This window comes from Saccharothrix xinjiangensis (assembly GCF_039527585.1).
In the GTDB taxonomy this organism is placed as follows: domain Bacteria; phylum Actinomycetota; class Actinomycetes; order Mycobacteriales; family Pseudonocardiaceae; genus Actinosynnema; species Actinosynnema xinjiangensis.
Map to the genome: position 1 here is coordinate 111,902 of NZ_BAAAKE010000009.1, position 26,961 is coordinate 138,862.

Here is a 26,961-nt window from a genome sequence, read left to right on the forward strand (position 1 = left end):
GGCGGACCTCGTGCTCTCCACGGGGTGGACGCCGACGCCTCTGGTGCGGAGTGATCATGTGGCTACTCGGCGTGGCGGTGGCGGTCCGTAGAACTACGACAGTCGGTCCACCGTTCGGGTGAGAAGAAAACGGCTGTCGACCGCACCGCGACCGGTGACTTAACGTCGGGCGGATGAAGCTCGAACTGCGTCACCTGCGCGTGGTCTGCGCCATCGCGGACGCGGGCAGCCTCTCCAAGGCCGCCTCGGTCCTGGGCCTCGCCCAACCCGCCCTGACGGCGCAGCTCCACCGGATCGAGGGACTGCTCGGCGGCAAGCTGTTCGACCGCGACCACCGGGGCGCCCGGCCGACCGCGCTCGGCGAACTGGTGCTGGAGCGGGCCCGGGTGCTGCTGCCCGCGTTCTCCCGGCTCCAGGAGGACGCGCTGCGCCTGGTGGACGACGGCCTCCCCGGCGACCGCTACCGGGTCGGCGCGGTGAACGGGCCGATGCTCGGCGGCCTGGTGCACCGCCTCACCGAGTCGCACCCCGGCGCGCACGTGTCGACCCAGGTGTCGTGGTCCGGCGACGAGCTGGCGGCCATGGTCGCCACCGGCCGGCTCGACTACGTGCTGGTGGGCGTGTGCGGAGACGCGTCGCCGCCGGACGGGCACGGGCTGGCCTGGAGCGTGATCGCGGTCGACCCGGTGTTCGTGCTGGTGCCCGAGGACCACCCGTTCACGCTGCTGGACGAGGTGGAGCTGGCCGCGCTCAAGGACATGCAGTGGGCGGCGGTGCCGGGCGACGGGTGCTTCGGCAACTGCTTCGTCGCCGCGTGCAGCCGCGCCGGGTTCACGCCGCGCCCCATGTACGAGGTCGACATGGCCGGCTGCATCGACCTCGCCGCGGCGGGCGACGCGATCGTCCTGTGCCAGCCGACGTTCCGCCGGACGCCCGGCGTGGTCACCATGCCGCTCGCCGGCGTGCCGCTGCGGTGGCGGCACCTCATCGGCTGGGACCCGGAGAGCCCGGCCGCCGCGCTCGGGCCGCAGGTGCTGCGCTACGCCGCCGAGGCGTACCGGGAGACCGCCGAGCGCAACCCGCGCTACGCGGCCTGGCTCGCCGACCACCCCGAGCACGGCGCCGGTGCCCACCACGTCGCGGTCTGAGCGCGGGGCACGTCTGAGCACAGGGCATCACGCGGCCTTATGACCTGATCGGTATTACCCCTCGGGGTCCGACGTAATTACCTTTCACGGGGAATCCCCGCACTCCTTCGAGGAGACCCCATGTCCCCTGCCCCGAGGCCACTCGCGCTCGTCGCGGCGCTGGTCGCGGCCGGTGCCCTGACCACCACCGCGCAAGCCGCGCCCGCCGACCAGAACAGCCAGATCCTCTCCGCCATCCAGCGCGACCTGGGCCTGGACGCGGACCGGGCGCGCGACCGGCTCGCCGCCGACCAGCGCTCCGGCGACACCGCCCGCACCCTGCGCAAGCGGCTGGACACCCGGTTCGGCGGCGCGTGGATCGACTCGTCCGGCACGCTGACCGTCGGCGTCACCGGGCAGTCCGCCGACGTGGCGCAGGGCGTGCGCACCCGGCTCGTGCAGCGCAGCGAACGCGACCTGGACGCGGTCAAGTCCGCGTTGGACGCCAACGCGGCCAAGGCCCCGAAGTCCGTGCCCGGCTGGTACGTGGACCTGCCCACGAACACCGTCGTGGTCAAGTCGCACCCCGCCCGGCTCACCGCCGCGCGGGCGTTCGTCGCCTCCTCGGGCGTCGGCGCGGCGGCGGTCCGGTACGTCGGCACCGACGAGGCCCCGCGCCCGCTGGTCGACGTGGTCGGCGGCAACGCCTACAACATCGGCAGCGGCTCGCGCTGCTCGGTCGGCTTCTCGGTCAACGGCGGGTTCGTCACCGCCGGGCACTGCGGCTCGACCGGCGCGTCGACGTCCAACCCGAGCGGCACCTTCCGCGGCTCCAGCTTCCCCGGCAACGACTACGCGTGGGTGCAGGTCGCGGCCGGCAACACCCCGCGCGGCCTGGTGAACGACTACTCCGGCGGCACCGTGTCCGTGGCGGGCTCGCAGGACGCCCCGGTCGGCTCCACCGTGTGCCGGTCGGGTTCCACCACCGGCTGGCACTGCGGCACCATCCAGGCCCGCAACTCGTCGGTGAGCTACCCGCAGGGCACCGTGACCGGCCTGATCCAGACGACGGTGTGCGCCGAGCCCGGCGACTCGGGCGGCTCGCTGCTGGCCGGCGCCCAGGCCCAGGGCGTGACCTCGGGCGGTTCGGGCAACTGCCGCACCGGCGGCACCACGTACTTCCAGCCGGTCAACGAGATCCTCCAGGCGTACGGGCTGTCCCTGATCACCGGGGGCGGCGGCAACCCGAACCCGCCGACCGGGTGCCAGAGCTCCGAGGCCACCTACAACGGCTCGCTGGCCGCGGGCGGCCAGGCGATCCAGCCGAACGGCAGCCACTACCAGTCCACGGCGTCCGGCGCGCACGTCGGCTGCCTGGCCGGGCCGAGCGGCGCGGACTTCGACCTGTACCTCCAGAAGTGGAACGGCAGCACCTGGGCCGACGTGGCGAAGGGCGACAGCCCGGCCGCGAGCGAAACGGTGACCTACAACGGCACCGCCGGCTACTACCGGTACCGCGTGCACGCCTACAGCGGGTCCGGCAGCTACACCCTGGGGGTCACGAACCCCTAGTCCCGGGGGAGGCCGTCGCGGGGTGCTCCTCCCCACCCCGCGACGGCCCGCGAACCGCCTGAGGGGGCGGGTGGCCCCGCGGTCGTCCCGGTCGGCGGACTGGACGGCCGCGGGGCGTTTTCACGCGCGGCGGTCGGCTCCGGGGTGGTCGGCTCCGGGGTGGTCGGTCCCGGTCGGTCGGCTTCGGGGTGGCCGATCCTGGTGAGGATCACCGAGGCCGCCCGCCACGCCTCGTGCGCCGCCTCCTGGTCGCCCGCCGCGGCGTAGGCGTCGCCCAACCTGCGCAGCACAGTGGTCCGGGGCCACACGTCGCCCGCCTCGGAGTGCGGCGCCAGCGCGCGCTGGTAGCACTCGACGGCCACGTGCAACTCGCCCGCGACCTGGTGAGCCCGTCCCGAGGCGTCCTCCGCGTCGGCCACGCCCGAGCGGTCACCGAGCGCTTCGACCGACACGTCCAGCGCCTGCCGGTAACGACCGCCGAGCGCGTGCACCAGACCGAGGACCCTCAGGGCCAGGACCTCGGCCGCCCCGTCGCCGAGCCGACGCGCGGCCTCCAGCCCGATGAGCCGGCTGCGTTCCCAGTCGTGCCGGCTCCCGGTGTGCCCCAGGAACGAGGACATCGCCCAGGGCAGCCGCACCGCGTGGTGGTCGAACCCCTGGCGGACCGCCAGGTCGAGCGCCGCCAGGAGGTTGGCCCGCTCGGCGGTGAACCACTCCCAGGCCCCGGCCCGGTCCGCGAACCCGGTTCGCGTCACGCCCGGTCGCGGTGGTTCGACCGCGACCCGGTCGCGCAGCGGGCAAAGGAGGAGTTCGCCCTCGACGCCGGTGTGCAAGTAGTGGTCGAGCAGGCGGTGGACCGCCGCGCGGGTCGCCCCCGGGGTCTCCTCGGTGTCGGCGCGCTCGACCGCGTACTCCCTCAGCAGGTCGTGGAAGCCGTACCGGACGGGTCTGCGCTGCTCGACCAGCGACGCGCCGTCCAGCGCGGCGAGCGCCTCGGCGCGGCCCACGAAGCGGGGCACGGCGGGCGGCAACTGGTGGATCGGTCCCGTGGGGGCGGGTGGAGGTGGACCCCGCCGTGGATGGTGCCCGCCTGCACCACGGACCCGTGCACCCGGCCCACCTCGTTGCGCAAATCGTCCACAACGCCATTCTGACCCCATCAGGTGACGCCAACACGGAGCGTCAATCACCTGATCGTGCAGCTCCAGCCGGGTTTGCCGACGACCGATGCAGAAGAGGTCAGGTCGAAAGGTCCCCGACCAGGTTAGGAACCCAGTGTCTGGAAACCGCACGCGCGGACTCCTGCGTGCCGCTGCCCTGCTCGCCGTCGGCACCTCGCCGCTCCTCACCTCCTCCGCGAACGCCGCCGAAGCGCCCACCGACGTGCTCAACGGCACGGTCGGCCACTCGCCCGAGGCGAGCCCGCAGGTCGTCGAGCCCGCCACCGAACTGCTCGCCGGTCGGCCGGTGCGGCTGCCGGCGCCCGCGCCGGCCGCGGTGCCGGAGGTCAAGGCGCCCCACGTGGCCGCGCCCGCCGGGGTGGGGCTGCCGACCGTGCCGCAGGTGGGCGAGCCCGCCGACCTCACCGGCATGCTGCTGCCGCCCGCCGCACGCGCGCTGACCCCGGCCGAGTCGGCGCCGGGCGTCGAGCTGCCCAGCCTGCCCCGGCTGCCGATCGAGATGCCGCAGCTGCCCTAGCGCCGGTCGAGATGCCGCAGCTGCCCTAGCGCCGGTCGAGCCGGCCGGTCGAGCCGGCCGGTCGAGCCGGCCAGCCGAACTGGCGGAACTGGCGGGCCGAACCGGCCGAGTCGGCCGGTCGAGCTAGCCAGCCGAACCGGCCAATCAAGCCGGCCGAACTGGTCAGCCGAACCGGCCGACCGAGCCAACCAAGCCGGTCAACCAAGCCGGTCAGCCGAGCCGGCCGACTCCGCCGGCCCGCCTAGCCGGCCGACGCGGGCGGGCGGGGTAGCTGGGGGTCCCGTTCGCCCATCTCCTGCACCAGCAGGGCCACGTGGAGCGACAGCACCGACTCCGGGTCCTCCAGGGACACCCCCAGGACCTGTTCGATCCGGTTCAGCTGCTGGTAGTACGCGGTGCGGGAGAGGTGCGCGGCAGCGGCGGCGGCCGATTTGTTGCCGCCCTGCTCGCAGAAGCACCGCAGCAGCTCCACCAGCCGGCTGCCCTGGTGGTCGTCCCGCGCGAGCAGCGGACCCAGCTCCCGGTCCGCGAAGGCGCGCACCCGCTCGTCCTCCCGCAGCAGGTGCAGCAGCCCGCGCAGGCGCACGTCGTCCAAGCGGTGGTACAGCCGGCCACCGGGCGACCGCAGCGCCGCCCCGGCGACGTGCGCCGCCTCGCCCAGCGAGCGGCGCACGTCCGCCACCACCGACACCGTCGTCCCCACCGCCACCACCACCGGCCGCGCGTGCTGCGTCGCCGCCGCCGTCCGGTGCACCTCCCGCGCCAGCCGCCGCAGCACGCCGTCCAGCCCGGCCTGCGGCGGCAGTGAGAGCAGCGCCCGCACGCTGGTGTCGTCCACCACCCCGACCAGCGCGGGCACCGTCGCCCGCCGGGCCGCCAGCGCCGTCGCCTCGGCCAGGTCCCGCAGCGCCTCCTGGGTGGCCAGCGCCTGCGCGGGCGGGGTCGCCGTGCCCGGCCGGATCGCCACGCCGACCAGCTGCCGCCGCTCCAGCGGCACGCCCAGCGCGGCGGCCCGCGTCGGCAGGTCGTGCGGCGGCTGCCCGAGCAGCTGGGTCAGCAGGGTCCGGTGGGTCTGCCGCTCCAGCGACTCGCGGTCGCGCGCCACCAGCCGGTGCACCGCCAGCGCCGACGCCGCCCGCTCGGCCACCACGACGTGCCGGTGCGGCGGCGCCTCGGGCGTGACCAGCACCAGCCGGCCCCAGTCCGCGCCCCGCGCGCCGACCACGGTCACCAGCCAGCCGGACCCCTCGTGGTACGAGGTCCGCTCGGCGGGCGCGACCGCGCGCGACCGCTCCGCCCAGTCCGCGAGCAGCGCGGACGGGTCCTGCCCGGCCGCGTCGTAGGCCAGCACGTCGTGCCCCAGCGTCTCCAGCACCACCGGCAGCCCGGAGGTCCGCGCCACCTCCCGCAGCACCTCGGCGGGCTCCGCCCCGGCCACGGTCAGCGCGGTGAACGCCTCGTGCACCTGCTCGGCCGCCCGCAGCTCGGCCAGCTGGGCGTCCACGATCAGCGCCACCACGGCCTCGGTCACCGACACGAACCGGGTCTCCCGGGACAGCGTGACCAGCGGCAGCCCGTGCCGCTCGGCGGCGGCCACCAGCGCGCCCGGCACGTCGTCGCGCCACCGCCGCACCAACTCGACGACCAGCCCGGCCGCGCCCACCGACGCCAGGTCGGCCACGTACCCGGCCAGCCCCTCGGCGTCCTCGGGCAGCGCGATGCCGGTGGTCAGCACCAGCTCGCCGCCGCGCAGCAGGTCCGCGATGTCGGCCACCTCCGCCGCGTGCACCCAGCGCACCCGCCGCCCCAGCCCGGCCGCGCCCGCGACCACCGCCGGTCCGCCGCGGCGGACCACGGGCAGGGCGAGCGCTTCGGCGACCGTCGGGTACATGGACACAACGTAATGGGGGAGGGCCGAAAGCGGCGCAGGTTGTCCATGGCGGGCCTCGCGGGCGCGCAGCAGACTCCAGGGCAGGACTACGACCGGAGGACGCGATGGGACACGAGGAGCTGCTCGCCCGGCACCGCGCGGTGATGCCCGACTGGATGGCCCTCTACTACGACCGGCCGATCGAGATCGCGAGCGCGTCCGGTCGCCGCGTCACCGACGGCGAGGGCCGCACCTACCTCGACTTCTTCGCCGGCATCCTGACCAACGCGATCGGCTACGACATCGCCGAGGTCTCCGACGCGATCCGGTCCCAGCTGGCCACCGGCGTGGTGCACAGCTCCACGCTCTACCTGATCCGCTCGCAGGTCGAGCTGGCCGAGCGGATCGCCGCGCTGTCCGGCATCCCGGACGCCAAGGTGTTCTTCACCAACTCCGGCACCGAGGCCAACGAGACCGCGCTCATGCTCGCCACCCGCCACCGCCGCAGCGACCAGGTCCTCGCGCTGCGCAACTCCTACCACGGCCGCGCGTTCGCCACCGTCGCCATCACCGGCAACCGGGCCTGGTCGGCGTCCTCGCTCAGCCCCGTCAAGGTGGCCTGGGTGCAGGGCGGCTACCGGTACCGCAGCCCGTTCAAGGACCTCTCCGACGCCGACTACGTCAAGGCGTGCGTGGCCGACCTGCGCGAGGTCATCGCGACCGCCACCGCCGGCGACGTGGCGTGCATGGTCGTGGAGCCCATCCAGGGCGTCGGCGGGTTCTCCTCGCCGCCGGACGGCCTGTTCGGCGCGTTCAAGGAGGTGCTGGACGAGCACGGCATCCTGCTGATCTCCGACGAGGTGCAGACCGGCTGGGGCCGCACCGGCGAGCACTTCTGGGGCATCGGCGCGCACGGCGTCACCCCGGACGCGATGACGTTCGCCAAGGGCCTGGGCAACGGCCTCGCGATCGGCGGCGTGGTCGCGCGCGGCGAGGTCATGGACTGCCTGACCGCGCACTCGCTGTCCACCTTCGGCGGCAACCCGCTCGCCACCACCGGCGCGCTGGCCACCCTGGACTACCTGCTCGACCACGACCTCCAGGCCAACGCGGCGAAGCTCGGCGACCGGCTGATCGACGGGCTGCGGCGCATCGCCGAGGACCGGCCGGCGGTGGGCGACGTGCGCGGCAAGGGCCTGATGGTCGGCGTCGAGCTGGTCGGCCCGGGGGACGAGCCGGACGCCGCGAAGGCCGTCGCGGTGCTGGAGGGCGCGCGGGAACGCGGCCTGCTGGTCGGCAAGGGCGGTCTGCACGGCAACGTCATCCGGCTCGCGCCCCCGATGACGGTGACCGAGGACGAGGTCGAAGAGGCGCTGGACACCCTGGAGGCCGTGCTGTGAGCACCGGGAGGATCTCCCACTGGATCGGCGGCAAGCCGTGGGACCGCGACAGCGCGCGGTCCGGCGACGTGCACGACCCGGCGACCGGGCGGGTGACCGCGCGCGTCGACCTCGCCGACGCCGCCACCGTGGACGAGGCCGTGGCGGCGGCCCGCGAGGCGTTCCCGAGGTGGCGAGACGCGTCGCTGGCGCAGCGGACGACCGTGCTGTTCGCCTTCCGCGAGCTGCTCAACGCGCGCAAGGACGAGCTGGCCGCGATCGTCACCGCCGAGCACGGCAAGGTGCTGTCCGACGCGGCCGGCGAGGTGCAGCGCGCGCTGGAGTCCGTGGAGTTCGCGTGCGGCATCCCCCACCTGCTCAAGGGCGGGTTCAGCGAGAACGCCTCCACCGGCGTGGACGTGTACTCGCTGCGCCAGCCGCTGGGCGTGGTCGGGGTGGTCTCGCCGTTCAACTTCCCGGCCATGGTGCCGCTGTGGTTCGTGCCCAACGCGATCGCGTGCGGCAACGCGGTGGTGCTGAAGCCGTCGGAGAAGGACCCGTCGGCGGCCAACCTCATCGCCGCGCTGTTCGCCGAGGCCGGCCTGCCCGACGGCGTGCTGAACGTGGTGCACGGCGACAAGCCGGCCGTGGACCGGCTGCTGGAGCACCCGGACGTGAAGGCGATCTCCTTCGTCGGGTCCACGCCCGTGGCGCGGCACGTGTACGAGACCGGCACGCGGCACGGCAAGCGCGTGCAGGCGCTGGGCGGGGCCAAGAACCACATGGTGGTGCTGCCCGACGCGGACCTGGACCTGGCGGCGGACGCGGCGGTGTCGGCCGGGTTCGGCTCGGCGGGCGAGCGGTGCATGGCGATCTCGGTCGTCGTCGCCGTCGACCCCGTGGGCGACGAGCTGGTCGCGAAGGTCGCGGAGCGCATCCGGGCGCTGCGCGTCGGCGACGGCCGCCGGCCGGGCTGCGACATGGGGCCGCTGGTGACGGCCGCGCACCGCGACCGCGTGCTGTCCTACGTGGACGCCGGGTTGGCGGAGGGCGCGGCGCTGGCCGTGGACGGCCGGTCGCACCCGGTCGACGGCGAGGCGGACGGGTTCTGGCTCGGGCCGACCCTGTTCGACCACGTGCGGCCGGACATGTCGATCTACCGGGACGAGATCTTCGGGCCGGTGCTGTCGGTGCTGCGGGTGACGTCCTACGATGAGGCGCTGGACGTGGTCAACGCCAACCCCTACGGCAACGGCACCGCGGTCTTCACCAACGACGGCGGCGCGGCGCGGCGGTTCCAGCACGAGGTCGAGGTCGGCATGGTGGGCGTGAACGTGCCCATCCCGGTGCCGGTGGCCTACTACTCGTTCGGCGGGTGGAAGGACTCGCTGTTCGGCGACTCGCACGCCTACGGCCCGGACGGGGTGCACTTCTTCACCCGCACGAAGGTGGTGACCGGCCGCTGGCTCGACCCGTCGCACGGCGGCGTGAACCTCGGCTTCCCGCGCAACACGTGAGGCGGTCGCGCGGGCGGGCGGTGCGGCCCGCCCGCGCGGTCGCGCCCAGCCGACCTGCCGCTCACCTGACCTGCGCGGCCAGGTTCTGCGGCAGCGGGTCGTACCGGCAGAACCGGCGCGTGTAGGCGCCGGCGCCCGAGGTGAGCGAGCGCAGCTCGACGGCGTAGCGCAGCAGCTCCGTGGCCGGCACCTCCGCGCGGACGACCGCGTAGCCGCCCGCGACGGCCTCCGTGCCCAGCACCCGGCCCCGGCGGCCGGACAGGTCGCCCAGCACGGCGCCCAGGTGCTCGTCGGGCAGCCGCACGGTCACCTCGTCCACCGGTTCGAGCAGGCAGGTCCTCCCGTTGCCCGCGGCGTCCTTGAGGGCCAGCGAGCCCGCGGTCTGGAACGCGGCGTCCGAGGAGTCGACCGAGTGCGCCTTGCCGTCGACGAGCGTCACCCGCACGTCGACGACCGGGTGCCCGCCCTGGAGGCCCCGCGCCAACTGCGCCCGCACGCCCTTCTCCACGCTCGGGATGAACTGGTTGGGCACCGCGCCGCCCACGATCCGGTCCACGAACTCGAAGCCCGCGCCGCGCGGCAGCGGTTCCACCTCGATGTCGCACACCGCGTACTGGCCGTGCCCGCCGGACTGCTTCACGTGCCGCCCGTGGCCCTTGGTCGCCGCGGCGAACGTCTCGCGCAGCGCCACCTTCACCGGCTCGGTGTCGACCTCCGCGCCACCCGCGCGCAACCGCGCCAGCACCACGTCCGCGTGGGCCTCGCCCATGCACCACAGCACCAGCTGGTGGGTCTCGGCGTTGCGCTCCAGCCGCAGCGTCGGGTCGCCCGCGACGAGCTTGCCGAGGTTGCGCGCCAGGTTGTCCTCGTCGCTGCGGCTGCGCGGCGCGATCGCGACCGGCAGCAGCGGTTCCGGCATCTCCCACGGCGCCACCAGCAGCGGCTTCTCCGGCGCGGACACCGTGTCGCCGGTCTCGGCGGAACCGAGCTTGGTCAGCGCGCACAGGTCGCCCGCCACGCAGTACGGCACCTCGCGCAGGTTCGAGCCCAGCGGCGAGTAGACGTGCGCCACGCGCTCGTCGGCGTCGTGGTCCTCGTGGCCCCGGTCGGCCATGCCGTGGCCGGACACGTGCACCGGGCGCTCGGGGCGCAGCGTGCCGGAGAACACGCGCACCAGCGACACCCGGCCCACGTACGAGTCGACGGCGGTGCGCACCACCTCGGCGACCAGCGGGCCGTCGGGGTCGGCCTCGATGCGGGGGTGCGGGATGCCGTCCACGCCGGTGACGGCGGGCAGCGGGTGCTCCAGGGGCGAGGGGAAGGCGCGGACGATGCCGTCGAGCAGCTCGGGCAGGCCGGAGCCGGTCATCGAGCACACCGGCAGGACCGGGTGGAACGAGCCGCGCGCCACGGCCGTCTCCAGGTCCGCGACCAGCGTGGCCTGGTCGACCTCCTCGCCGGAGAGGTAGCGGTCCATCAGGGTCTCGTCCTCGCTCTCGGCGATGACGCCCTCGATGAGCGCGTTGCGCTGCTCCTCGTACGCGGGGTCGTCGGTGATGAGCAGGTTGACCAGGCCGCCGTCGCCGCCCGGCAGGTAGAGCGGCACCACGCCCGCGCCGAACGCGGCCCGGCAGGCGGCGATCTCGGACAGCACGTCCGCCCGCTGGTGGTCGCACCGGGCGATCACCACGGCGCGCGGCATCCCGACGGCCGCGCACTCCTCCCACAGGGCGACCGTGGAGGCGTCCACGCCCTCCGCGGCGCTGACCACGAACAGCGCCGCGTCGGCCGCGCGCAGGCCCGCGCGCAGCTCGCCGACGAAATCGGCGTAGCCGGGGGTGTCGATGAGGTTGATCTTGATGTTGCCGTGCCGCACCGGGGCCACCGCGAGGCCGACCGACCGCTGCTGGCGGACGGCCGCCGGGTCGTGGTCGCAGATCGTGTTGCCCTCGGTGACCGAACCCGCCCTGGTCAGGACGCCGGTGCTGGCGAGCAGGGCCTCGGTGAGCGTCGTCTTGCCGGAGCCGGACGGACCGACCAGCGCGACGTTGCGGACCTTGGCCGGGTCGTCCACAGCGACCGCGCCTGCCGAGTGGCCGTTGTCGGAGTGCTTCGAACCCATGGGACCACCCTCCACAAGTGTTTAGTGTTCGATCTCACACCCAGGGGGCGCGCGGGACAACCCCGAGCGGTCACACCCAACCCGGCAGGAGGAATCCGGTCGATTCGCCTTGCCGGGACGTGGCGCACGCCACCACCTGCGCGGGAAGAGGAAGTGGCCTGCCGAGAACGGGTCGGATTGGACTGCTTCGGCGGTCCACGTCCGCCTTACGATGGGTGACATCCAGTCGTAGGCACTCGTAACCCGAAAGGTTGGCCGTGACCACTTCACCCGACGCCGGCACGCAGGTCACCGGCACTTCCCGCGTCAAGCGGGGCATGGCGGAGATGCTCAAGGGCGGCGTGATCATGGACGTGGTCACCCCGGAGCAGGCCAAGATCGCCGAGGACGCGGGCGCCGTGGCCGTCATGGCGCTGGAGCGGGTGCCCGCCGACATCCGCGCGCAGGGCGGCGTGTCCCGGATGAGCGACCCCGACATGGTCGAGGGCATCATCGGCGCGGTCTCGATCCCGGTGATGGCCAAGGCCCGCATCGGCCACTTCGTCGAGGCCCAGGTGCTCCAGTCGCTCGGCGTGGACTACGTCGACGAGTCCGAGGTGCTCACCCCGGCCGACTACGCCAACCACATCGACAAGTGGCAGTTCACCGTGCCCTTCGTGTGCGGCGCGACGAACCTGGGCGAGGCGCTGCGGCGGATCACCGAGGGCGCGGCGATGATCCGGTCCAAGGGCGAGGCCGGCACGGGCGACGTGTCCAACGCGACCACGCACATGCGCAAGATCCGCGCGGAGATCCGGCGGTTGCAGAACCTCCCGGCCGACGAGCTGTACGTCGCGGCGAAGGAGTTGCAGGCGCCGTACGAGCTGGTCCGCGAGGTCGCCGAGGCGGGCAAGCTGCCGGTCGTGCTGTTCACGGCGGGCGGCATCGCGACCCCGGCCGACGCGGCGATGATGATGCAGCTGGGCGCGGAGGGCGTGTTCGTCGGGTCGGGGATCTTCAAGTCCGGCAACCCGGCGCAGCGGGCCGAGGCGATCGTGAAGGCGACGACCTTCCACGACGACCCGGACGTGATCGCGAAGGTGTCGCGCGGGCTGGGCGAGGCGATGGTGGGGATCAACGTGGACGACATCCCGCAGCCGCACCGGTTGGCCGAGCGGGGCTGGTAAGGGTTTTCGGTGGTGGCCCGTCGGGGGGTTCCGGCGGGCCACCGCCGTGTTCGCCGGCGCGCCGGCGAACGGGCGGAAGGGGAAGCGCTCGACGGGGGCCGGTCGGTGGACCGGGGCCGGGTCGGGGGCCTTGCTCGCTCGTGCCGCCGAGCGCGGGCGGGGCCGTTGCGGTGTGCGTGCAAGATCCACCGGTCGCGGCCCCGCCCGGCTGAACCGCTCGAACCGGTGTGCTGAACCCGGTCCGGGACCGCCGGTCCTACACGTGCTCCGAGACCAGCACCACGCTGGTGCCCGGCTCCAGCGCCTGGGCCGTGTGCGGCAGGTCGCCCGGGTACATGAGGTAGTCGCCCGGCCCCAGCTCCACCGGCTCGTCGCGCAACCCGGCCAGCACCCGCCCGCTGCCGACGATCACGTGCTCCACGGTCCCCGCCATGTGCGGCTCGGACTCGCGCGCCGCGCCCGGTTCCAGGTTCAGCACGTAGATGTCCCGCCGCGCGCCCGGCGGGCAGGAGGCCAGCAGGGTGGCGGTGTAGTGCGCCTTCTCCGAGTAGATGGCCGGCCCCTCGCCCGCGCGGATCACCCGGACCCTCGGGGCCGGCGGCTCCACCAGGCGGGAGAACGGGACGCCCAGGGCGACGCCCAGCGCCCACAGCGTCTCCACGCTCGGGTTGCCGCTCGCGGACTCCAGCTGGGACAGCGTCGACTTCGCGATGCCGGCCCGCTTGGCGAGTTCGCTGAGGGACAGGCCCACGCGTTCGCGCTCGCGGCGCAGGGAAGCGGCGATGACCTCCAGCGGCGCGCCTGTGTTCGACATGACGGTCCTATCGTTCGGCTTGACGAACACCCTCCTGGTGTTCATCGTAGAAGACCGTGCGTTCGACATGGCGAACCCTCGACCCCGCGCTGCTGCGCGACGTCTCCGCGGTGGCGGCCGGCGCCGCGGTGAGCGGCGCTTCCTTCGGCGCGATCTCCACCGCCGCCGGCCTGCCGTGGTGGATCCCGGTGGCGATGTCGCTGCTGGTGTTCGCGGGCGGCTCCCAGTTCATGGCCGTCGGCGTGGTCGCGGCGGGCGGCGGGCCCGTGGCGGCCGTGCTGGCGGGCCTCGTGCTCAACGCCCGCCACCTGCCGTTCGGGCTCGCGATCGGGCACGTGTTCGGTGACCGCCTCCTGCACAAGCTCGTCGGCAGCCACCTGCTGATCGACGAGTCGACCGCGTTCGCCCTGGCGAACCGGGACGACCCCGAGAAGGCCCGCGCCGCGTTCTGGGCCTGCGGCATCACGCTCTTCGGCGCCTGGAACTCGGCCGTGCTGGTGGGCGCGCTCGTCGGGCAGGCCATCGGCGACCCGGAGGCGTTCGGGCTCGACGCGGCCTTCCCCGCGGCCCTGGTCGCGCTGCTGCTGCCCGCCCTCAAGGACCGCATGACGCGCGACGCGGCGCTGCTCGGCGCGGCCGTCGCGCTGGCCACCACCCCGGTGCTGCCCGCGGGCGTGCCGGTGCTGCTCGCCCTGGTGGGCCTGCTGGCCACCCTGCGCCGCGGGCGGGAGGCGCGGGCGTGAACCTGACCGCCATCCTGGTGCTGGCCGCGGGCACCTACGCCTTCCGCGTCGCCGGGCCGCTGCTGCGCGACCGCCTCCGGCTGTCCGACCGGGTCCGGGACCTCATGTCGACCGCGGCGACCGTGATGCTGTTCGCCCTGGTCGCGACCTCCACGCTCACCAAGGGCCAGGGGTTCGCGGGCTTCGCCCTGCCCGCCGGCGTGCTGGTGGGCGCGGTCGCCGCGTGGCGCCGGGCGCCGTTCGTGGTGGTCGTCGTGCTGGCCGCCGCGACCACGGCGCTGCTGCGGCTGGCCGGGGTCGACTAGCCGGGCGGTCGGGTGGCGCCGCTCCTCGCCCCGCGGTCCACCACGGCCCGGTCCGGCGTCGCCGCTGCGCCGGACCGGGCGGTGGTGGACCGCGCCGGGCCCGCCCGCCTAATCCCCGATGTAGTCCCGCAGCCGCCGCGCCAGCAGGCGCCGGTCGTCGGCCACGGTCAGCTCCGGCCGCCCCGGCTCGCCCGCCCGCACGTCCGCCACGAACCGCGCCACCACCGGGGGCTCGGGCACCAGGGGCGACCCCAGGTGCGCCACCGTCACCGGCTGCTCACCGGGATCGGTCTCCACCGCCACCGACCAGCCGTGCTCGCTGCTCCACACCAGCATCAGGTCCCGGCCCCGGCCCTCGGCCAGCGCGAGGTAGGCCGTGGCGGTGTCGGAGACCTCGAACTCGGTGCCCTCGTGCGGCACGCCGATCTCCTCGGCCACGGCCTTCACGTACCCGGCCAGGCCTTGGGCCAGCGCCGCTGCTTCGTCCTCGGGCCACATGTCCCACCCCTCACGTCGTGATCGGCGCGGCGAGCCAGGCCTCGGGGATGCCGAAGGCGTCCACCAGGGTCCGCGCGTGCGGCCTCAGTCGACCGCACAGCTCGTTCACCGCCTGCGTCACCGCCTTGGACCGCTGGGGCGTCAGCCTGCCGTGCTCCAGGAACCACGCCCGGTCGGCCTCGACGACGCTCAACGCGTAAAGGTCGCACACCTCCCCCAGCAGCTCCGCCGCCGCCGGGTCGGAGGCGCGCCCCAGCGCGGCCACGAACGCCTCCAGCACCACCCGGTCCACGTGCGCGCGCGCCGCGTGCAGCACGTGGTCCTGCGCCGCGTTGAACACCTCGAACGCGTCGTCCGCCGACGCCCGCCGCAGCCGCCGCGCCAGGCCCTCCAGCACGTGCCGCTCGCGGTCCTCGAACACCCGCACCTGCCAGCCCCGGTCCAGCAGCGAGTCCGAGCTGCCCGACACGAGCCGGTCGATGAGCGCCCGCGCGGCCGTCCGCTCGATCACCACGTTCACCGCCTGGTCGGCCACGAACCGGATCATGCCCCACGGGTCCAGGTCGCCGACGTGGTCGCGGTAGCTGGTCAGCAGGCCCTTCGCGACGAGCTGGAGCAGCACCGTGTTGTCGCCCTCGAACGTGGTGAACACGTCCGTGTCGGCCTTCAGCGCCGGCAGCAGGTTCTCCGACAGGTACCCCGCGCCGCCGCACGCCTCCCGGCACTCCTGGATGGTGCGGGTCGCGTGCCAGGTGGCCACCGCCTTCAGCCCGGCGGCGCGCGACTCCAGCTCCCGCCGCCCCCGGTCGTCGGTCACGTCGTGCAGCGCCGACACCAGCTCCTCCTGCGCGAAGTGCAGCGCGTAGGTGCGCGCCAGCGCGGGCAGCAGCCGCCGCTGGTGGGCCAGGTAGTCGAGCACCACGACCTCCTCGCCGGAGCCCGGCCGGGTGAACTGCCGCCGCCGCTCGCCGTACCGGACCGCGAGGGCCAGGGCCTTCTTCGTCGCGCTGCCCGCGCCGCCCGCCACGCTGATCCGGCCGCGCACCAGCGTGCCCAGCATGGTGAAGAACCGGCGGCCCCGCCCCTCGACCGGGCTGGAGTAGGCGCCGTCCTCGGCCACGTCGCCGTACCGGTTGAGCAGCGCCGAGCGCGGCACCCGCACGTGGTCGAAGGTCAGCCGGCCGTTGTCCACGCCGTTCAGGCCCGCCTTGGGCCCGCAGTCCTCGATCGTCACGCCGGGGGCCGGGCGGCCCTCCGCGTCGCGGATCGGCACCACCAGGGCGTGCACGCCGTGCTCCTCGCCACCGGTGACCAGCTGCGCGAACACCACGGCCACCCGCCCGTCGCGGGCCGCGTTGCCGATGTAGTCCTTGCGCGCCATGTCGTCGGGCGTGTGCACGACGAACTCCCGCGCCCCGGGGTCGTAGGTGGCGGTGGTGCGCAGGTTCTGCACGTCCGACCCGTGCCCGGTCTCGGTCATGGCGAAGCAGCCGGGCAGCTCCATGGACATGATCCCCGGCAGGTACCGGCGGTGGTGCTCCTCGGTGCCCAGCGCCTGCACCGCGCCGCCGAACAGGCCCCACTGCACGCCCGCCTTGACCATCAGCGACAGGTCGCCGAACCCGAGCACCTCGAAGGCCACCACCGAGCCGCCCACGTCGTCGTGCCCGCCCTGCTCGGCCGGGAACCCGGTCAGCGGGTGGCCGCCGTCGGCCAGCACGCGCATCTGCTCCAGCACCCACGCGCGGTGCTCCTCGCGGGGCAGGTCGCGCACCGGCCCGACCTTGCCCAGCAGGTCCAGCGAGTCGCGGCGCAGCCCGGCCCACCTGCCGTCGAGCAGGTCCCGCAACGCCTCGGTCAGCTCCGCCACCACGTACCCCCGTTCCACCGCCTGGGAAGCAGGGGTACCCGCCAGTAGCCCCCGCGACGAGTGGAGTGCGTCACCCGGTCGGGGGGATCGTGTGCTTGCGGACGTGCTGGAACAGCAGGTTCGTCTGCACCTCGCTGACCTCGCGCCGCGTGGTGAACCGGTCCAGCACCAGCCGCTGGAGGTGGGCCGTGTCGGCGACCGCGACGTGCACCAGGAAGTCCTCCGGGCCCGCCACGTGCGACAGCGCCAGCACCTCGGGCAGTGACAGCGCGTACTCCATGAACGGCTCCACGATCGCCCTGGTGTGCGGCCGGACGCGGATCGCGATGACCGCCTGCACCGGCCGCCCGACCGCCGCCAGGTCCACCTCCGCGTGGTAGCCGGTGATCACGCCGCGCTCGCGCAGCGACCGGTGCCGCACCACGCACGTGGAGGGCGCCACGCTCACGCGCTCCGCCAGGTCCTTGTTGGGCAGCCGCGCGTCCTTCTGCAACTCCCGCACGATGGCCGTGTCCACCGAATCCAGCACAACGAACCCCTTCGTCCGCCGAACGACGTGCGGAAGTCTGACCACCGGACCGATGAGAAGTCCACGATCCGACCATGAAGCGGTTGCGAACGACAGCGGTGCACGGTGGGCGCGACGACCTCGCCGACCTCGGCGTGCACGCGCTCCCCATCGACCTGTCCACCACCTACCCGGTGCCCGACCAGGCCGCGGGCGGCCGGGCGCTCCAGGACCTGGCCGAGGGCGCGGCCCACGCCGCCTCCCCGGTCTACGCGCGGCTGCACAACCCCACGGTCGCCCGGTTCGAGCAGGCCCTGGCCGCGCTGGAGGGCACGGCCGCGGCGGTCGCGTTCGGCAGCGGCATGGCCGCGGTGACCGCCGTGGTGCAGGCGGCGTGCGCGCTCGCCGGCAAGCCGCACGTGGTGGCCGTGCGCCCGCTCTACGGCGGCACCGACCACCTCCTGTCCAGCGGCCTGCTCGGCGTGCGCACCACGTACGCGACCGCCGACCGGGTCGCCGACGCGATCACCCCGGACACCGGCCTGGTCGTGGTCGAGACGCCCGCCAACCCCAACCTCGACCTGCTCGACGTCGCGGCCGTGGTGGAGCGGGCCGGTCCGGTGCCGGTGGTCGTGGACAACACCTTCGCCACACCCGTGCTCCAGAACCCGGCGGCGCTCGGCGCGACCTACGTGCTGCACTCGGCCACCAAGTACCTCGGCGGGCACGGCGACGTGCTCGGCGGCGTGGTGGCCTGCGCCGAGGAGCGCGCGGCGGCGCTGCGCCAGGTCCGGATCGTCACCGGCGCGGTGCTGCACCCCCTGGGCGGCTACCTGCTGCACCGCGGGCTGGCCACGCTGCCGCTGCGCGTGGAGGCGGCCCAGCGCACGGCCGTCGAGCTGGCCCGGCGGCTCGCCGGGCACCCGGGCGTCGGCCTCGTGCGGCACCCCGGCCTGCCCGGCGGCGACCCGGCCGGCCTGGTCGGCACGCAGATGAGCGGGCCCGGCGCGGTGCTGGCGCTCACCACGCGGGAGGACCCGGCGGCGGTGGTCGCGCGGCTGCGGCTGATCACGCCCGCGGTCAGCCTCGGGTCGGTGGACACGCTGGTCGAGCACCCGGCCGCGCTGACCCACCGGCTGGTGCCCGGCGCCGACCGCGAGGCCTCGGGCGTGCCGGACTCCCTGCTGCGGCTCAGCGCCGGGCTGGAGGACGTCGAAGACCTGTGGGACGACCTCGACCAGGCGCTGTCCGGTGGTTGTGAGGGCAATTACATCAAGCCTTCCTCAAGCCGGACGGGCGAGCTGGTCCAGACCGGATAGCGTCCCGGCTGCCTCCGAACCCCGCCGTGACCCTTCCGGCGGGCGGACCCCGAGACCGTCCCCCGGCGGCCCACCAGGCCGCAGGGCGGGTCGTGACGCGCGACTGGGCGTCACGGGAAGACCGATCGGGGCGGGCGGGTGTCACGAGCACGCGCCCGTCCCGGTCACCTACGCTGATGGGGTCTCATCTAGGAGGAATACCCATCGTGTCCGTCGTCGGTGTCCTCGCCCTCCAGGGCGACGTCCGTGAGCACCTGGTCGCGCTGGCCGAGGCCGACGCGCTGGCCCGCCCGATCCGCAGGCCCGAGGAGCTGGCCGAGGTCGACGGCGTGGTGCTGCCCGGCGGCGAGTCCACGACCATCAGCCGCCTGCTCGACACGTTCGAGCTGCTGGAGCCGCTGCGCGCCCGGATCAAGGAGGGCATGCCCGCCTACGGCTCGTGCGCGGGCATGATCCTGCTCGCCGACCGGGTGCTCGACGGCCGGCCCGACCAGCACCAGCTCGGCGGCCTCGACATCGTGGTCCGGCGCAACGCCTTCGGCAGGCAGGTCGACTCCTTCGAGGCCGAGCTCGACTTCACCGACGTGGGCGAGGTCCACGCCGTGTTCATCCGCGCGCCGTGGGTCGAGTCGACGGGCGACCAGGTCGAGGTGCTCGCCAGGGTCCCCGAATCCGAGGACGCGGGTGACGCCGCCGGTAGGATCGTCGCGGTTCGGCAGGGGCACGTGCTCGCCACCTCGTTCCACCCGGAACTGACCGGCGACGGGCGCGTGCACCGCCTATTCGTGGACATGGTCCGTGCGGCGGGCTGAAGGACAGACGGAGGAGAAATGAGCGGCCACTCCAAGTGGGCGACCACCAAGCACAAGAAGGCCGCAATCGACGCCAAGCGCGGCAAGCTGTTCGCGCGCCTCATCAAGAACATCGAGGTCGCCGCGCGGACCGGCGGCAGCGACCCGGACGGCAACCCCACGCTGTACGACGCCATCCAGAAGGCGCGCAAGAACTCCGTGCCGCTGGACAACATCGAGCGGGCCCGCAAGCGCGGCGGCGGTGAGGAGGCGGGCGGCGCGGACTGGCAGACCATCATGTACGAGGGCTACGGCACCAACGGCGTGGCGGTGCTGATCGAGTGCCTGACCGACAACCGCAACCGGGCCGCGTCCGAGGTCCGCACCGCGATGACCCGCAACGGCGGCTCGATGGCCGACCCCGGCTCGGTGGCCTACATGTTCAGCCGCAAGGGCGTGGTGATCGTGCCCAAGGGCGAGCTGAGCGAGGACGACGTGCTCATGGCCGTCCTGGACGCGGGCGCCGAGGAGGTCAACGACCTCGGCGAGAGCTACGAGGTGGTGTCCGAGGCCGGCGACCTGGTCGCCGTGCGCAAGGCCCTCCAGGACGCCGGGTACGACTACGAGTCGGCCGAGGCGAACTTCCTGCCGTCCGTGTCGGTGCAGCTGGAGGCCGAGGGCGCGCGGAAGATCTTCAAGCTGATCGACGCGCTGGAGGACTGCGACGACGTGCAGAACGTCTACGCGAACTTCGACGTGTCCGACGAGGTCATGGCCGAGGTCGGCTGACCCGCGAGCGGCGGTCCCGCGCCCCCGTGCCGCTCGCCCGGCGCGGGGGCGCGGTCCTGCGGAGGGCCCGAACGGGCACAATGGCCCGGTGTCCAACCCCACGACCGAAGAGCTGAAGCTGCGCGACTGGCTGCTGGAGCAGGCCGAGCTGCACGGGCACGCGGTGGTCACCGTGCCCGAGGACGACGAGGGCGCGGGGTACGCGTTCTCCGTCGGCGCCTGGCGGCGGTTCGGCGTGGCCGAGGCCGTGGTGATCGGCCTGCCGCCGGAGCAGGCGCAGGTGCTCATCCGGGCCTACGTCGACCGGGCGCGCGCGGGCGAGCGGTTCCTGCCGGGCAAGCTGTACCGGGACTTCTTCGACGGCGTGCCGATCACGTTCGAGCGGGTGTTCAAGGGCTTCTACCCGGAGTTCTTCGGCAGCGCGTTCCTGCTGTACGGCAAGGGCGACTTCGCGGCCGTGCAGATCGTCGTGCCCACCGCCCAGGGCCGCTTCCCGTGGCACCACGACGCGCCCATGGGCTTCGGCGACTGGCAGCTGCTGCTGACCGAGAGCGGGCGGCCCGAGAGCTGGGAGCCGGGCGTCACCGGGCCCTGACGGGCCGACCCGCGTTGTCAGGCAGGTGTTGTCAACCTGCGCGCACCGACCTCGGACAACCTCCGACGGGCTATGACTGTGGGGTGCGCCGGGTCCGTCGGGGGTTGGCGCACGAGCGGTGGGGGAGGCGCGTCCCGTCACGTCCGGGCTGGGGGAGACCGGACGTGACGGGGCGCGTGTGACGGCTCCCGAGGGCCGGTGCGCCGAGGGCCGGCGCGCCTAGGGTCGGCGGCCGAGGAGGGCCAACAGCCTGGTCTGCGCGTCGGCGTCGTCCGGCACGGGCACCGGCGGCGCGAACAGCCCGCTCGCGGCCCAGTCCTCCGCGTTCGGCGTGACGTACTCCAGCACCGCCTCCGCCAACCCGGGGTCGATCCGCTCGTCCGCGCCGACCGCCCGCGCCAGGTCCCACGTGTGCACGGCCAGGTCCGAGGTCATCTGCCAGCCGTACTCCTCGGCCGGGGCCTCGCCCTGGCTCAGGTCCACCGGTTTCTCCAGCGCGTGCGGCGCGATCCACGCCTCGCGCGCCGCGCCCGCCGCCAGGACCCACGAGTGCAGCGGGTCGACGCCGAGGTGGTCGCCGTCGAACCGGTCGCCCACCTGCTCGACCGTGCAGCCGGCCAGCAGCTCCGGCGCCCACAGCTGCTCGTGCACCAGGTGGTTGACCAGGTCGCGCACGGTCCACCCCGGGCACGGCGTCGGCCCGTCCCACTGCTCGGGGCGCACTTCCCGCACCCGCGAGTCGAACTCCCTCATCGCCAGTCCGTGAGCCTCGATCAGATCCACCAGTCGAGTGCACCAAAGGTTCCCGCCCGGCGCACCCCGGGGCTGTGCTTTGGGCCACTCGGGGGTAAGTGAATTTCTCGGGTTACACCCGTTCGGCGTAGTTTGGCTCGACTGCCGATGGTGACGTTGTGACACCAGGAGGACCCCAGTGAGCGCCACGAGCGCCGTCTCCACCCCGCAGAAGGGCTTCTTCGGTCACCCCCGAGGACTGTCCACGCTGTTCTTCACCGAGTTGTGGGAACGCTTCTCCTACTACGGGATGAAAGCGATCCTCGCCTACTACCTGTACCGCTCCACGGCGGAGGGCGCGCTCGGGCTCGACCAGAGCTTCGCGCTGTCGCTGGTCGCCATCTACGGCGCTTCGGTCTACATGTCCGGCGTGGCGGGCGGCTGGCTCGCCGACCGGGTGCTCGGCGGGCAGCGGGCGGTGTTCCACGGCGGTGTGCTGATCATGCTCGGGCACGTCGCGCTGGCGCTGCCGATCGGCCTGGCCGGCGTCTACACCGGCCTGGTGCTGATCGTGCTCGGCACCGGCCTGCTCAAGCCGAACATCTCCACGGTCGTCGGCGGCCTCTACGACCGGCAGGACCCGCGGCGCGACTCCGGCTTCACGATCTTCTACATGGGCATCAACCTCGGCGGCTTCCTGGCGCCGCTGGTGTGCGGCTTCCTGGGCGAGGAGTACGACTGGCACCTCGGCTTCGGCGCGGCGGCCGTCGGCATGGCGCTGGGCCTGGTCGTGTACCGGATCGGGGTGCGCGGCCTCGGCGACTCGGCCGCCGCGCCGCCCAACCCGCTGCCCGTCGAGGAGCGCGGCCGGGTGCTGGGCCGGATCGCGGCCGCGGTGCTGGGCGCGGTCCTGGTGGTCGCGCTGCTGGTGGCGACCGGCGTGCTCGGCGCGGAAGGCGTGATCAACCTGATCAGCCTGCTGTCGGTGCTGCTGCCGATCGGCTACTTCACGGTGATGATCCGCAGCCCGCGCACCACGCCGGTGGAGCGGTCCCGGGTGATCGCCTACATCCCGCTGTTCATCGCGGCGGCCATGTTCTGGCTGCTGTTCGAGCAGAGCGCGACGGTGATCGCGGCGTTCGCGGACACGCGCGTGGACACCTCGTTCCTGGGCCTGTCCTTCCCGCCGTCGTTCATCCAGTCGATCAACCCGGTGATGATCATCGCGGTCGCGCCGCTGTTCGCCCTGCTGTGGGTGGGGCTGGGCAAGCGGCAGCCCGTGACGCCGCGGAAGTTCGGCTACTCGCTGCTGCTGGTGGGCCTGTCGTTCCTGCTGCTGATGGTGGCGAGCCAGGGCGACCCGGCGGTCCGGGTGAGCTTCCTGTGGCTGATCACCATGTACCTGGTGATGACCTGCGGCGAGCTGATGCTGTCGCCGGTGGGCCTGTCCGTGACGACCAAGCTCGCGCCGCGCGCGTTCGCCTCGCAGACCATGGGCCTGTGGTTCCTCGCCACGGCGGCCGGGCAGGGCGTGGGCGCGATCGTGGTGCGCTTCTACAGCGACGAGAACGCCGTGGCGTACTTCGGCGTGCTCGGCGGGCTGGCGATCGCGCTGGGCGTCTCGCTGGTCGCCGGGGCCAAGTCCATCCACGGCTTGATGCGGGGCGTGGACTAGGGGGCCTTCTCCGCATCGTTGCGGAGAAATGCGAACGACCCGCCGCGGCGGCGGTGCGGCGGGTCGTTCGCCCCACCAGCATGCACCACAGTGCGGTGCGTCAGCCGATGGTTTCCACCATCGTGTGTCGTTTTCTCACCCCAGTCGTTACCGGAATGCGCGCGGCGCCCCGAATGGCCCGCGACGGACGTCGGGTCACCGGCCCCGCCGCGCGCAGGTCCGGGAAGCGGCGGAACAGGCCGCGCAGGGCCGCGGCCGCCTCCATCCGGGCCAGTCCCGCGCCGAGGCAGTAGTGGACGCCCGAGGAGAACGAGAGGTGCTCGCGCACGTCCGGCCTGCCGGGGGTGAAGCGGTGCGGGTCGGCGAACACCTCCGGGTCCCGGTTCGCGCCCCCGATCAGCATCATGATCGGCGTGCCCTTCGGCACCCGCGTGCCGGCGACCTCCGTCGACTCGAACGGGACCCGCACCGTGTACTGCACCGGCGGGTCGAAGCGCAGCGCCTCCTCCACCACGGCCTCCGCGTGCGCGGGGTCGGCGAGCAGCCGCTCGCGCACCTCGGGCTCGCCCAGCACGGCCAGCACCGCGTTGCCGATCAGGTTGACCGTCGTCTCGAACCCGGCCACCAGCAGCAGTTCCGTGGTGGCGATCAGGTCCTCGCGGGACAGGTCCTCCCGCGCGACCAGCGCCGACACGACGTCGTCCGGGCCGGGCTCGCGCCGCCGGTGCTCGACCAGGTCGCCGAGGAACTCGTCGAACTCGCGCAGGCTCCGGTGCAGCTCCCGCATCTCGCCCAGGTCGCGCACCCCGTCGATCGCCTTGACCAGCGAGCTGCCCCACCGGGAGAACGCGGCGTGGTCCGCGCCGGGCACGCCGAGCAGGTCCGCGATGACCTGGATCGGCACCCGCATGGCGAAGTCGCGGACCAGGTCGAACGTCGGCCGCTCGGCCACCTCGTCCAGGTACTCCTCCACCACGCGCTCCACGGTCGCCTCCTGGGCCCGCAGCCCGCGCGGCGTGAACCAGGGCGCGACCAGCCGCCGCAGCCGGGTGTGCTCCGGCGGGTTGAGCACCAGGAACGACTCCTCGACCGGGTTCACCAGCCGCCGGCCGCCGATGTGCGCCACCGAGTCCACGGGCGACAGCGCGTTCGGCGCCAGCGTGCCGAAACCCGGGTCGCGCAGCAGCGACGAGCTGAGGGAGTGCGAGGCGGTCAGGTACAACCCCATCCGACTCCGCACCAGCACGCCCCGACCGCGCACCCGCTCGAACTCCGGGTAGGGGTCGCGGGTCGGGTCCGTGCCGAACAACCGGCCGGCCGGGTCGCCGAGGAGGGCTTGCAGGCGGACGACGTTGCGCCCCATGAACAGCAGCGCCGCGTTCTTCACCGTGGACATGGTGACCACACTGGACCGGACGCGAGAAGGTTTCAAGGAAAAACGGCTCCGGCGGAGCGGGCGTCGCGGCTGTCCCGCGGGCCGTGACGAGGGTGCTGCGGCTTCCCTCGTCAGCCCTTCGGCCACGTCAGCGCCGGACCACCAGCGAGGCCAGCCGCCAGGTGCCCCCGTCGGGGATGGGTGCGGGCCGTTCCGCCAGTGCCAGGTCCGGGAACCGGCTCAGCACGGCCGCCAGCGCCACCTCCACCTGCACCCGCGCGAACGCCGCCCCCAGGCAGAAGTGCGGCCCGTGCGAGTACCCGAGGTGGCCGACCGAGGGCGTGCGCGTGACGTCCAGCTCGTCCGGGTCGTCGTACACCCGGGGGTCGCGGTTGGCCGACACGATGGCCACCGTCATCGGCTCGGCCTCGCCGATCACCACACCACCGATCGCCACCTCCTCCGTCGCGTACCGGGGCGTGGTGAGCAGCTGCGGCCCGGCCCAGCGGGTCAGCTCCTCCACCGCGCGCGGCACGAGGTCGGGGTTCGCGCGCAGCACGGCCAGCTGGTCCGGGTGGTCGAGCAGCGCGGCCAGGCCGTTGGTGACGAGGTTCGTCGGGGTCTGGCCGGCCAGCACCAGGTGCCACACCAGGGTCACGAGCTCGACCTCGGAGAGCCGGTCGCCGTCCTCCGCCCTGGTGCTCAGGAGCTGGGAGATCAGGTCGTCGCCCGGTTCGCCCGCGCGCCTCGCCACGGCCGCCCGCGCGTCCGCGATGATCTCCGGGATCGCCGCGAGGAAAGCCTCGCCGTGACCCGCCGCCACGGCCGCGCCGTGCTCGCGCCACCTCGGTCGGTCGGCCGGGTCGATGCCGACCAGCTCGCAGATCACCTCCATCGGCAGGGGGCGGGCGAAGTGCGCGTGCAGGTCCACCGGGTCGTCGTCCGGCAGGGCGCCCAGCAGCGCCTCCACGGTCGACTCGACCCGTGACCGCAGCCCGGCGGCCCGGCGGGCGGTGAACGCGGGCGCGACCAGCCTGCGCAGGCGGGTGTGCCCGGGGCCGTCCATCTCGGACATGGTCCGCATGTACGGCAGGCAGTCCTCCGGGAGGCCGGGGCGCAGGAAGCTGTTGGCGTTCACCTCGAAGCGCGGGTCGTTCAGCACCGCCCGCGCGTCCTCGTGCCGGGTGACGACCCACAGCGCGCCCATGCCGGGCAGCGGCATCCGCGCCACGGGCGACTCCTCGCGGGCCCTGCCGTAGGCGGTGAACGGGTCGAGCAGCACCGCCGGGTCGGCGGGGTTCAACTCGGAAACGGTCATCGGGAACTCCAGATGTTCAGATCAGATGTTCATGTCATCTGAGTTGCACGGTATCTTGATCGCGCGGCGCGTGGCAAACGGGGAGCGTGATGGTGCGGCTGAGCAGGGCGGAGCTCCAGGAGCGCAACCGGGCGCGGGTGCTGGCCTCGGCGCGCGCCGAGTTCGCCGAGCGCGGTTTCCGGGACGCCAAGGTCGACGTGATCGCCCAGCGCGCCGAGCTGACCCGGGGCGCGGTCTACTCGAACTTCCCGGGCAAGCGGGCGCTGTACTTCGCCGTGCTGGCCGACCTGGTGGAGCGCGCGTCCACGCCGTCGGACCCGCAGCGCGGCCCGGACCTCCGCACGGCGCTCGGCGCGCTAGCGCGCGCGTGGGTCACCTCACCGGCGTTCGACCCGCTGCACCGCGACTTCCCCGCCGAGGTGGCCGCCGAGGAGGCGACCCGGCGCCCGTTCACCCAGCTGCTCAAGCTCGACGCGCTGCTGCTCGGCCTGGCGATGGAACGCCTGGAGCCGGTCGACCCGCCGCCGGGCGCGCCGCCGAGGCGGATGGTCCGCGTCGCGGAGACCGTGCTCACCGCCCTGCACGGCGCGAGCGGGCTGGCCGGCGCCGCGCCCGGCTTCGGCGAGCCGTTCGACGTGATCAGCGCCTGCGAGCGGCTGGCGGGCCTGGAGCTGAGCGACTGGTGGCCGCCGCCCGCCCGGCCGCCGGTCCGGGCCGAGGACGCGCCGTGGCGACCGCCGACCGCGGTGGACCTCGTGCGCGCCGAACCCGTTGTGCCGGACGAGGACGGCGTGGTCGTGGTGCTCGGGCTCAACCGCCTGGCCGCGGCGGAGGAGGCGGTGCGGGCGGGCGGGCTCGTCACGGTCGCCGCGGTCACCGGCGCGCCCGGCGAACTGGCGCCGCTGGTCAGGCTGGTGGTGTCGCAGCTGTGCTCCTGCCTGAGGCAGGCGTTCCCGGCGGGGGCGTGGCCGCGCGTCCGGGTGGTGTGCGACGAGGGCGGCGCGCTCGCGGCGGCGGCCGGGGTGCCCTCGGTCAGCGACGAGACCGAGGTCGCGGTGCGGGTGCGGGGTGGTCGGGTGGTGGCCCGCGCCGAGGGTTCGGGCGCCGGTCACGCGGTGGGCGTCGAGGGGCGGGCGAAGGTCGGACGAGAGGCCTGGCGGCGGGTCTGACGGCGGGTC

At 74.0% G+C, this 26,961-nt stretch carries 24 protein-coding genes; 14 read left to right on the forward strand and 10 right to left on the reverse strand.

The features are described from left to right. Positions 1 to 173 precede the first annotated feature (173 nt). Positions 174 to 1,148, forward strand: coding sequence for a LysR family transcriptional regulator (locus ABD223_RS20460; RefSeq protein WP_344037920.1), 975 nt, complete (start codon positions 174 to 176; stop codon positions 1,146 to 1,148). 120 nt (positions 1,149 to 1,268) lie between these two features. After that, complete coding sequence (locus ABD223_RS20465; RefSeq protein ID WP_344037921.1) at positions 1,269 to 2,699, forward strand: S1 family peptidase; 1,431 nt, start codon at positions 1,269 to 1,271, stop codon at positions 2,697 to 2,699. Here the strand turns inward: ABD223_RS20465 and ABD223_RS20470 are convergent. Then, positions 2,696 to 3,718, reverse strand: coding sequence for a hypothetical protein (locus ABD223_RS20470; protein ID WP_344037922.1), 1,023 nt, complete (start codon positions 3,716 to 3,718; stop codon positions 2,696 to 2,698). The two genes, ABD223_RS20465 and ABD223_RS20470, sit on opposite strands and share 4 nt — an antisense overlap. Positions 3,719 to 3,974: 256 nt before the next feature. Between ABD223_RS20470 and ABD223_RS20475 the strand changes: the two genes are divergently transcribed. Further along, positions 3,975 to 4,397 carry a hypothetical protein gene (locus ABD223_RS20475; RefSeq protein WP_344037923.1) on the forward strand — a complete coding sequence of 141 codons (423 nt, stop codon included), beginning with the start codon at positions 3,975 to 3,977 and terminating at the stop codon, positions 4,395 to 4,397. Positions 4,398 to 4,638: 241 nt separating this feature from the next. On the opposite strand, the gene ABD223_RS20480 is transcribed toward ABD223_RS20475, so the two are convergent. Next, positions 4,639 to 6,288 carry a PucR family transcriptional regulator gene (locus ABD223_RS20480; protein WP_344037924.1) on the reverse strand — a complete coding sequence of 550 codons (1,650 nt, stop codon included), beginning with the start codon at positions 6,286 to 6,288 and terminating at the stop codon, positions 4,639 to 4,641. Positions 6,289 to 6,392: 104 nt separating this feature from the next. On the opposite strand from ABD223_RS20480, the gene ABD223_RS20485 reads away from it, so the two are divergent. Both ABD223_RS20485 and ABD223_RS20490 read left to right on the forward strand, forming a co-directional pair. After that, on the forward strand, positions 6,393 to 7,667 hold the full coding sequence (locus tag ABD223_RS20485) for an aspartate aminotransferase family protein (RefSeq protein WP_344037925.1): 1,275 nt from the start codon (positions 6,393 to 6,395) through the stop codon (positions 7,665 to 7,667). After that, positions 7,664 to 9,163 carry a CoA-acylating methylmalonate-semialdehyde dehydrogenase gene (locus ABD223_RS20490; RefSeq protein ID WP_344037926.1) on the forward strand — a complete coding sequence of 500 codons (1,500 nt, stop codon included), beginning with the start codon at positions 7,664 to 7,666 and terminating at the stop codon, positions 9,161 to 9,163. Before ABD223_RS20485 ends, ABD223_RS20490 begins: the two co-directional genes overlap by 4 nt. A gap of 61 nt (positions 9,164 to 9,224) precedes the next feature. On the opposite strand, the gene ABD223_RS20495 is transcribed toward ABD223_RS20490, so the two are convergent. Next, positions 9,225 to 11,285, reverse strand: a complete 2,061-nt coding sequence (locus tag ABD223_RS20495) for an elongation factor G-like protein EF-G2 (RefSeq protein WP_344037928.1) — start codon at positions 11,283 to 11,285, stop codon at positions 9,225 to 9,227. A gap of 257 nt (positions 11,286 to 11,542) precedes the next feature. Between ABD223_RS20495 and pdxS the strand changes: the two genes are divergently transcribed. Then, complete coding sequence (pdxS, locus tag ABD223_RS20500; protein ID WP_380645767.1) at positions 11,543 to 12,451, forward strand: pyridoxal 5'-phosphate synthase lyase subunit PdxS; 909 nt, start codon at positions 11,543 to 11,545, stop codon at positions 12,449 to 12,451. Between the two features lie 256 nt (positions 12,452 to 12,707). Here the strand turns inward: pdxS and ABD223_RS20505 are convergent, their stop codons facing one another. Beyond that, a complete protein-coding gene (locus tag ABD223_RS20505) occupies positions 12,708 to 13,265 on the reverse strand; it encodes a helix-turn-helix domain-containing protein (RefSeq protein ID WP_344037931.1) in 558 nt (185 codons plus the stop codon). Positions 13,266 to 13,321: 56 nt separating this feature from the next. On the opposite strand from ABD223_RS20505, the gene ABD223_RS20510 reads away from it, so the two are divergent. Continuing rightward, the gene (locus ABD223_RS20510) at positions 13,322 to 14,008 is read left to right on the forward strand and encodes an AzlC family ABC transporter permease (protein ID WP_344037932.1); all 687 of its coding nucleotides are present in this window, start codon (positions 13,322 to 13,324) and stop codon (positions 14,006 to 14,008) included. Beyond that, positions 14,005 to 14,313, forward strand: a complete 309-nt coding sequence (locus ABD223_RS20515) for an AzlD domain-containing protein (protein ID WP_344037933.1) — start codon at positions 14,005 to 14,007, stop codon at positions 14,311 to 14,313. Before ABD223_RS20510 ends, ABD223_RS20515 begins: the two co-directional genes overlap by 4 nt. A gap of 108 nt (positions 14,314 to 14,421) precedes the next feature. On the opposite strand, the gene ABD223_RS20520 is transcribed toward ABD223_RS20515, so the two are convergent. From ABD223_RS20520 to ABD223_RS20530, 3 genes are all read right to left on the reverse strand, one after another. Further along, positions 14,422 to 14,811, reverse strand: coding sequence for a DUF6292 family protein (locus ABD223_RS20520; protein WP_344037934.1), 390 nt, complete (start codon positions 14,809 to 14,811; stop codon positions 14,422 to 14,424). Positions 14,812 to 14,821: 10 nt separating this feature from the next. Beyond that, on the reverse strand, positions 14,822 to 16,681 hold the full coding sequence (locus ABD223_RS20525; protein WP_380645782.1) for an acyl-CoA dehydrogenase family protein: 1,860 nt from the start codon (positions 16,679 to 16,681) through the stop codon (positions 14,822 to 14,824). A gap of 70 nt (positions 16,682 to 16,751) precedes the next feature. Next, positions 16,752 to 17,207, reverse strand: a complete 456-nt coding sequence (locus ABD223_RS20530; RefSeq protein WP_344038110.1) for an Lrp/AsnC family transcriptional regulator — start codon at positions 17,205 to 17,207, stop codon at positions 16,752 to 16,754. Between the two features lie 77 nt (positions 17,208 to 17,284). Between ABD223_RS20530 and ABD223_RS20535 the strand changes: the two genes are divergently transcribed. From ABD223_RS20535 to ABD223_RS20550, 4 genes are all read left to right on the forward strand, one after another. Continuing rightward, positions 17,285 to 18,508 (forward strand): trans-sulfuration enzyme family protein, encoded by a 1,224-nt coding sequence (locus ABD223_RS20535; protein WP_344037936.1) that lies wholly within the window; start codon positions 17,285 to 17,287, stop codon positions 18,506 to 18,508. Positions 18,509 to 18,684: 176 nt separating this feature from the next. After that, complete coding sequence (gene pdxT / locus ABD223_RS20540) at positions 18,685 to 19,320, forward strand: pyridoxal 5'-phosphate synthase glutaminase subunit PdxT (RefSeq protein ID WP_344037937.1); 636 nt, start codon at positions 18,685 to 18,687, stop codon at positions 19,318 to 19,320. 18 nt (positions 19,321 to 19,338) lie between these two features. Further along, a complete protein-coding gene (locus tag ABD223_RS20545; RefSeq protein WP_344037938.1) occupies positions 19,339 to 20,088 on the forward strand; it encodes a YebC/PmpR family DNA-binding transcriptional regulator in 750 nt (249 codons plus the stop codon). A gap of 88 nt (positions 20,089 to 20,176) precedes the next feature. After that, the gene (locus tag ABD223_RS20550; RefSeq protein ID WP_344037939.1) at positions 20,177 to 20,683 is read left to right on the forward strand and encodes a DUF4262 domain-containing protein; all 507 of its coding nucleotides are present in this window, start codon (positions 20,177 to 20,179) and stop codon (positions 20,681 to 20,683) included. Between the two features lie 219 nt (positions 20,684 to 20,902). On the opposite strand, the gene ABD223_RS20555 is transcribed toward ABD223_RS20550, so the two are convergent. Then, on the reverse strand, positions 20,903 to 21,436 hold the full coding sequence (locus tag ABD223_RS20555) for a TIGR03086 family metal-binding protein (protein ID WP_344037940.1): 534 nt from the start codon (positions 21,434 to 21,436) through the stop codon (positions 20,903 to 20,905). A 178-nt stretch (positions 21,437 to 21,614) separates the two neighbouring features. Here ABD223_RS20555 and ABD223_RS20560 point away from each other — a divergent pair, with 178 nt between their 5' ends. Further along, entirely contained in the window at positions 21,615 to 23,090 is a 1,476-nt protein-coding gene (locus ABD223_RS20560; protein WP_344037941.1) for a peptide MFS transporter, read from the forward strand. A 100-nt stretch (positions 23,091 to 23,190) separates the two neighbouring features. Here the strand turns inward: ABD223_RS20560 and ABD223_RS20565 are convergent, their stop codons facing one another. Both ABD223_RS20565 and ABD223_RS20570 read right to left on the reverse strand, forming a co-directional pair. Then, the gene (locus tag ABD223_RS20565) at positions 23,191 to 24,486 is read right to left on the reverse strand and encodes a cytochrome P450 (protein WP_344037942.1); all 1,296 of its coding nucleotides are present in this window, start codon (positions 24,484 to 24,486) and stop codon (positions 23,191 to 23,193) included. Positions 24,487 to 24,613: 127 nt separating this feature from the next. Next, positions 24,614 to 25,783 carry a cytochrome P450 family protein gene (locus tag ABD223_RS20570; RefSeq protein ID WP_344037943.1) on the reverse strand — a complete coding sequence of 390 codons (1,170 nt, stop codon included), beginning with the start codon at positions 25,781 to 25,783 and terminating at the stop codon, positions 24,614 to 24,616. Positions 25,784 to 25,872: 89 nt separating this feature from the next. On the opposite strand from ABD223_RS20570, the gene ABD223_RS20575 reads away from it, so the two are divergent. After that, positions 25,873 to 26,952, forward strand: coding sequence for a TetR family transcriptional regulator (locus tag ABD223_RS20575; RefSeq protein ID WP_344037944.1), 1,080 nt, complete (start codon positions 25,873 to 25,875; stop codon positions 26,950 to 26,952). Positions 26,953 to 26,961 lie beyond the last annotated feature (9 nt).